Origin of the sequence: Microtetraspora sp. AC03309 (assembly GCF_020826795.1) — a bacterium.
GTDB lineage: Bacteria > Actinomycetota > Actinomycetes > Streptosporangiales > Streptosporangiaceae > Microtetraspora > Microtetraspora glauca.
The window spans coordinates 1-4,661 of the sequence record NZ_JADDIL010000164.1 but is presented as its reverse complement, the minus strand read 5'-3'; the positions used below and the strand labels follow the sequence as shown (position 1 = coordinate 4,661).

Sequence of the window (4,661 nt, the reverse complement as noted above, 5' to 3'; positions counted from 1 at the left end):
CGACGGGGGACGGCGGGTGGGGAGACCGTCGGGAGCCGTCGTCCCCGGACGGAGAAGGGACGGGGATGCGAGGTCGTCGGCTCGCTCATCGATGCCTCCTTGGGATGACGCGTCCCGCCAGATGAGGACGCGGCGGCCAAGTGACCTGGCTCCCGGAACTCGCGTTCCGGATACAGTGGCGCGACCGCACCGGCATCTCACCGGACTTCCCTCGGACCACCGCGAATCCTCGGGAACGTATCCCGCCGGGCTCGCGATCGTCAACTTTCCGGTGACCGGGTGGCGAGCGGCCTCGACCGGCCAGACCGGGCCGTACGACCGAGCGGAGGGCAAGGGCTTCCAGCACCCGTGACGCTTCCCTGACCGAGCACACCAGCTCGTACGGGGCCGCTCCCACCGGCCGGCCCGTACCTGCGAGTTGTAGGCAGATACCCCGCCTTGTCGCTAAATGGAGATCAGGCTTACGCTGAGCCCGCCTCGGCAAACGGGAAGTCCGGTGCGCGCCCCAACCGGGACGCCAATCCGGCGCGGCCCTCGCCACTGTGATCGGGAATCGTCTCACTCATCCGCGTACGCGGAAGCCACTGGGCGCCAGCCGCCTGGGAAGGCGAGCGAGATGTGCCAACCCGTCAGCCAGGAGACCGGCCAAGGCACGGAAACACCATCCACGAGGTGCTGGAAAGGTCGGGTTTCACCATGCACATCGCCGAGGGATTCCTCCCTCCCTTGCACGCGGCGGCCTGGACGGTCGCCGCCGCTCCCTTCGTCGTCCACGGTGTCGTTCGCCTCAATCGTCAGATCAAGGAGAACCCCGAGGCGAAGCTGCTCTTGGGAGCGTCGGGCGCCTTCTGCTTCGTCCTGTCCGCGCTGAAGATCCCCTCGGTCACCGGCAGTTGCTCGCACCCCACGGGCACCGGCCTGGGAGCCATCCTGTTCCGGCCGCCGGTGATGACCGTGCTGGGCACGATCACCCTGCTGTTCCAGGCGTTGCTGCTGGCCCACGGAGGGATCACCACGCTCGGGGCCAACGCGTTCTCCATGGCGATCGTCGGACCGTGGGCCGGGTACGGCGCGTACACGCTGGTCCGGCGCCTGGGCGGAGGGCTGCTCGGCGCGGTCTTCGCCGGAGCCTTCGTCGCCGACCTGGTGACGTACTGCGTGACGTCGGCCCAGCTGGCGCTCGCCTTCCCGGACCCGGCCGGCGGCTTCACCGGCGCTCTGACCAAGTTCGGCGCGATCTTCGCGGTGACCCAGATCCCGCTCGCCGTCAGCGAGGGGCTGCTCACCGTGCTCGTCGTGCGCCTGCTCCGCTCCACCAGCGCGGCCGAGCTGATCCGGCTCCGCGTCCTGAAGGAAGGACAGGTGGCGTCGTGAAGCGCAATGTCCTCATCAACCTGTTGCTGCTGGCCGCCGTCGCCGCGCTCGCCGTACTGCCGCTGGCGATCGGATCGGGTGAGGGGAAGGAGGAGCCGTTCACCGGCGCGGACGCGCAGGCGGAGACGGCGATCACCGAGCTCGCGCCGGACTACGAGCCCTGGTTCGCCTCGCTGTACGAACCTCCGTCAGGGGAGATCGAGTCCGCGCTGTTCGCGTTGCAGGCGGCGATCGGCGCCGGTTTCCTCGGTTACTACTTCGGCGTCGCGCGTACCCGCAACAAGCTGCGGCTCGCATCAGCGGGTCACACAGCGCCGGACCGCACAGCCGCGGGTCGCACAGCCGCGGGTCACGCCATGCTGGGTTCGGCGGCAGGTCACGACGCCGCCGGACCCGGCGCGCCTACCTCCTGAGCCGGGCACGTGCTCGCCATCGACGTCGCCGCCTATCGGAGTCCGTGGCGGCGGCGCCATCCCGCGGCCAAGGCGGTACTGGCGGGAGGGCTGCTCCTGAGCGCCCTGCTGTCGCCGCCCTGGCCGGGTGCTCCCATCACGGCGGTGATCACTCTCGTGGTCGCGCTGGGCTGGGCCCGCGTACCGCCGCGCGCGTTCCTGCGCTCGGCGCGCGCCCCTCTGGCGTTCATCGTCACCGGCTCGGTGACCTTCCTGATCAGCGTCGACGGGCCCGGGCTCGCCTGGGCACCCGGCGGCGCGGTCCGGGCGGGCGAGGTGATCGGCCGTTGCGTGGCCGCCGTCTTCTGCCAGCTCCTGTTCGCCATGACGACCCCGCTGGCCGACGTGCTGCCCCGGATCGCGCGCCGGCCCGGCCTGTCCGGTCTCGCGGAGGTGGCCGGGCTGGTCTACCGCATGCTGTCCGTGGTGCTGGAGACGGTCAACGCCATCCGACGCGCTCAGGCGGACCGGCTGGGCACTCGGTCGTGGCGGACCCAGTGGAGATCGGTCATCGGGCTGGCCGCCCAGGTCTTCGTCCTGTCCTTCGACCGGGCACGCCGTCTGGAGGCCGGACTGAGCGACCGCGGCTACACGGGAAGCCTCGCTGTCAGCGTCGAGAGCCTCCCCCTGACCGGCCGCTTTCTGGCGCTGGCCCCGCTTCCCGGACTCGTTTCTGCCGGGTTGACCCTCGCGCTGACCTCCGCGTGCACCGTCGCCTGAGCTCTACCCGAAGCATTACTCGAAGCACTGACCGAAGCACTGGCTGAAAGGGTGGCCGTATGACCGTGGTGCTCGCCGCCGACCGGCTCTCGTACTCGTATCCGGGATCGCCCCCGGTCTTCTCGGAACTCAGCATGGAGGTGTCCCAGGGCACCGCGCTCGCCGTTCTCGGGCCCAACGGGGGCGGGAAGACCACGCTGCTGCGCCTCCTCTGCGGGGGCCTCCGCCCGGCGGCGGGCCGGATCATGGTGCACGGCCGGCCACTCGGCTACGGGCGGACGACCCTGAGCGAGTTCCGTACCCAGGTCCAGTTCGTGCACCAGGATCCGGACGACCAGCTCTTCGCCGCCACCGTCAGCCAGGACGTCTCCTTCGGCCCGCTGAACCTCGGGCTGCCGCCGGCCGCCGTGGCGGCGCGGGTGACCGCGGCGCTGGAGGACATGGAGATCGTCCCGCTGACGGAACAACCCACCCATCTGCTGTCCTTCGGCCAGCGCAAGCGCGTCGCCATCGCCGGGGCGCTCGCCCTCCGCCCGCTGGTGCTCATCCTGGACGAGCCCACGGCCGGGCTCGATCCGGCGGGCGCCGAGGCGCTGCTGGCGACCCTTCGGCGGCTGAGCGCGGGCGGGACCACGATCATCGCGTCGACGCACGACGTCGACTTCGCCCACCGATGGGCCGACGAGGCCGCGATCATCTCGCGAGGAAGGCTCCGTACCGGCGCGGCGGACAGCCTGCTCACCGACTCGGCTCTGCTGCGCGACGCCTCGCTCCGTCCCGCGTGGGGTCCCGCGGTGGGACGGGTGCTGCGCGCCGTCGGTGGCCTGCCCGCCGACGCGCCCGATCCGCGCAGCCCCGAGGAGGTGCTCCGCCTGGAGGCGGGAACACGGCCCTGACGGCAGGCGCCGGGAAGCGTGCCACTGATCAGCCGTACCTGTGGCTCGTCCTGTGGCTCGTGCCGTGGCCGGTCTCGCCTGCCCGCCCGTTTTGCCCCGTCTCGCCGCCCCTCCAGGCTGCCGTCGTGGTCTTCTTCGTGAGCGCGTGACGCCGTTGACCGCCCTATGCCCGGCTCTGCTCCTCCGGCTGACCAGGGGGATTGCCGCGGCTGTTGCGCAGCCAGACGAACAGTCCGACCACCGCGAGGGCGACCAGTCCGCCCCAGATCCACCCGCCGGGGCTGCGCGACGCCCCTCCCGCGCCCACCGCCGAGGCGGACGCCTGTACGGCCGGGGCGACGATGGTGGTGGGAGCGGCGACCGAGGGCGAGGGCTCAGGCGAGACGTCGGCTGAGCCCTCGGTCGAGGCCGCGGCACTCGAAGCGGAGATGGAGGTCGTCGGGACGGCGGATACAGAGCTTCCCGAGCCAGAGCTTCCCGAACCGGTCACGGTGAACGGGATCTCCCCCTCGATGGGATGGCCGTCCGAGGAGACGACGCGCCAGGCGATCACGTAGCCGCCCGGCGACAACGAGGCGGTGACGTCGGCGAGAACCTTGGACCCGTCGACGCGCGCTGTGCCGATCGCGACCGCCTTTCCGGCACCGTCGCGCATGACGACGACGGGGAACCGGACCTGGGCGCTGTAGTCGAGCTCGATCTCCTTGAGGTCGTCGACCTGGGCGTCCCGGGCGGGGGAACTGCTCTTCAGGCTGTCGTGGGCGTGCGCGGCGTTAGCCGTCAGGGTGAGGAAGAACCCGCAGCCGAGCGCGGCCACGAGGCCGCCGCGGAACAACCGTGGCAACAATGCCATCACTGACTCCATACCGGGAATCCCGGACCATACCGGGCAAGCTGAAACGCTCCCGCCGCATCGCGGAGCGTACGATCACCGGGCGCGCCGGCCCTCAGCCGTTGGACATGTCCAGCCGCGCGGCGACCATCGCCCCCTGAAACAGATCACAGCGGATCGCTGCGGATCTCCAGGGGGTTCGGCGGCTACGCCGTTCAGCGACACATAACCGGCGCGAGGCACGGCGGCGGACCGCGCCGGTGGATCGCCGCCGCGACCTCCCTGCCGACGTACGGCCCGGGCTCGGACGGCGTTACCGGTGTCGACGATCACGGATTTGAGCAGCGATGACGCCGCCGCCATCACGTAATTGAGCACCTCGATCAC

General features: G+C 71.1%; 5 protein-coding genes and 2 riboswitches. Of the genes, 4 read left to right on the top strand and 1 reads right to left on the bottom strand.

Features of this window, described 5'->3' with window-relative positions:
• Positions 1-116 precede the first annotated feature (116 nt).
• A riboswitch (cobalamin riboswitch) is annotated at positions 117-236 on the bottom strand.
• Between the two features lie 215 nt (positions 237-451).
• Positions 452-665: riboswitch (cobalamin riboswitch) on the top strand.
• Between the two features lie 7 nt (positions 666-672).
• The 4 genes from IMZ11_RS41845 to IMZ11_RS41830 are packed head-to-tail and all read left to right on the top strand — an operon-like array spanning position 673 to position 3,442.
• A complete protein-coding gene (locus IMZ11_RS41845; protein WP_228649031.1) occupies positions 673-1,374 on the top strand; it encodes an energy-coupling factor ABC transporter permease in 702 nt (233 codons plus the stop codon).
• Entirely contained in the window at positions 1,371-1,787 is a 417-nt protein-coding gene (locus tag IMZ11_RS41840) for an energy-coupling factor ABC transporter substrate-binding protein (RefSeq protein ID WP_228649029.1), read from the top strand. Before IMZ11_RS41845 ends, IMZ11_RS41840 begins: the two co-directional genes overlap by 4 nt.
• A 9-nt stretch (positions 1,788-1,796) precedes the next feature.
• Positions 1,797-2,546, top strand: coding sequence for a cobalt ECF transporter T component CbiQ (cbiQ, locus tag IMZ11_RS41835; RefSeq protein ID WP_228649027.1), 750 nt, complete (start codon positions 1,797-1,799; stop codon positions 2,544-2,546).
• Positions 2,547-2,605: 59 nt separating this feature from the next.
• The gene (locus IMZ11_RS41830; RefSeq protein WP_228649025.1) at positions 2,606-3,442 is read left to right on the top strand and encodes an energy-coupling factor ABC transporter ATP-binding protein; all 837 of its coding nucleotides are present in this window, start codon (positions 2,606-2,608) and stop codon (positions 3,440-3,442) included.
• A gap of 163 nt (positions 3,443-3,605) precedes the next feature.
• Here the strand turns inward: IMZ11_RS41830 and IMZ11_RS41825 are convergent, their stop codons facing one another.
• Positions 3,606-4,295 carry a copper resistance protein CopC gene (locus IMZ11_RS41825; RefSeq protein ID WP_228649023.1) on the bottom strand — a complete coding sequence of 230 codons (690 nt, stop codon included), beginning with the start codon at positions 4,293-4,295 and terminating at the stop codon, positions 3,606-3,608.
• Positions 4,296-4,661: the final 366 nt, after the last annotated feature.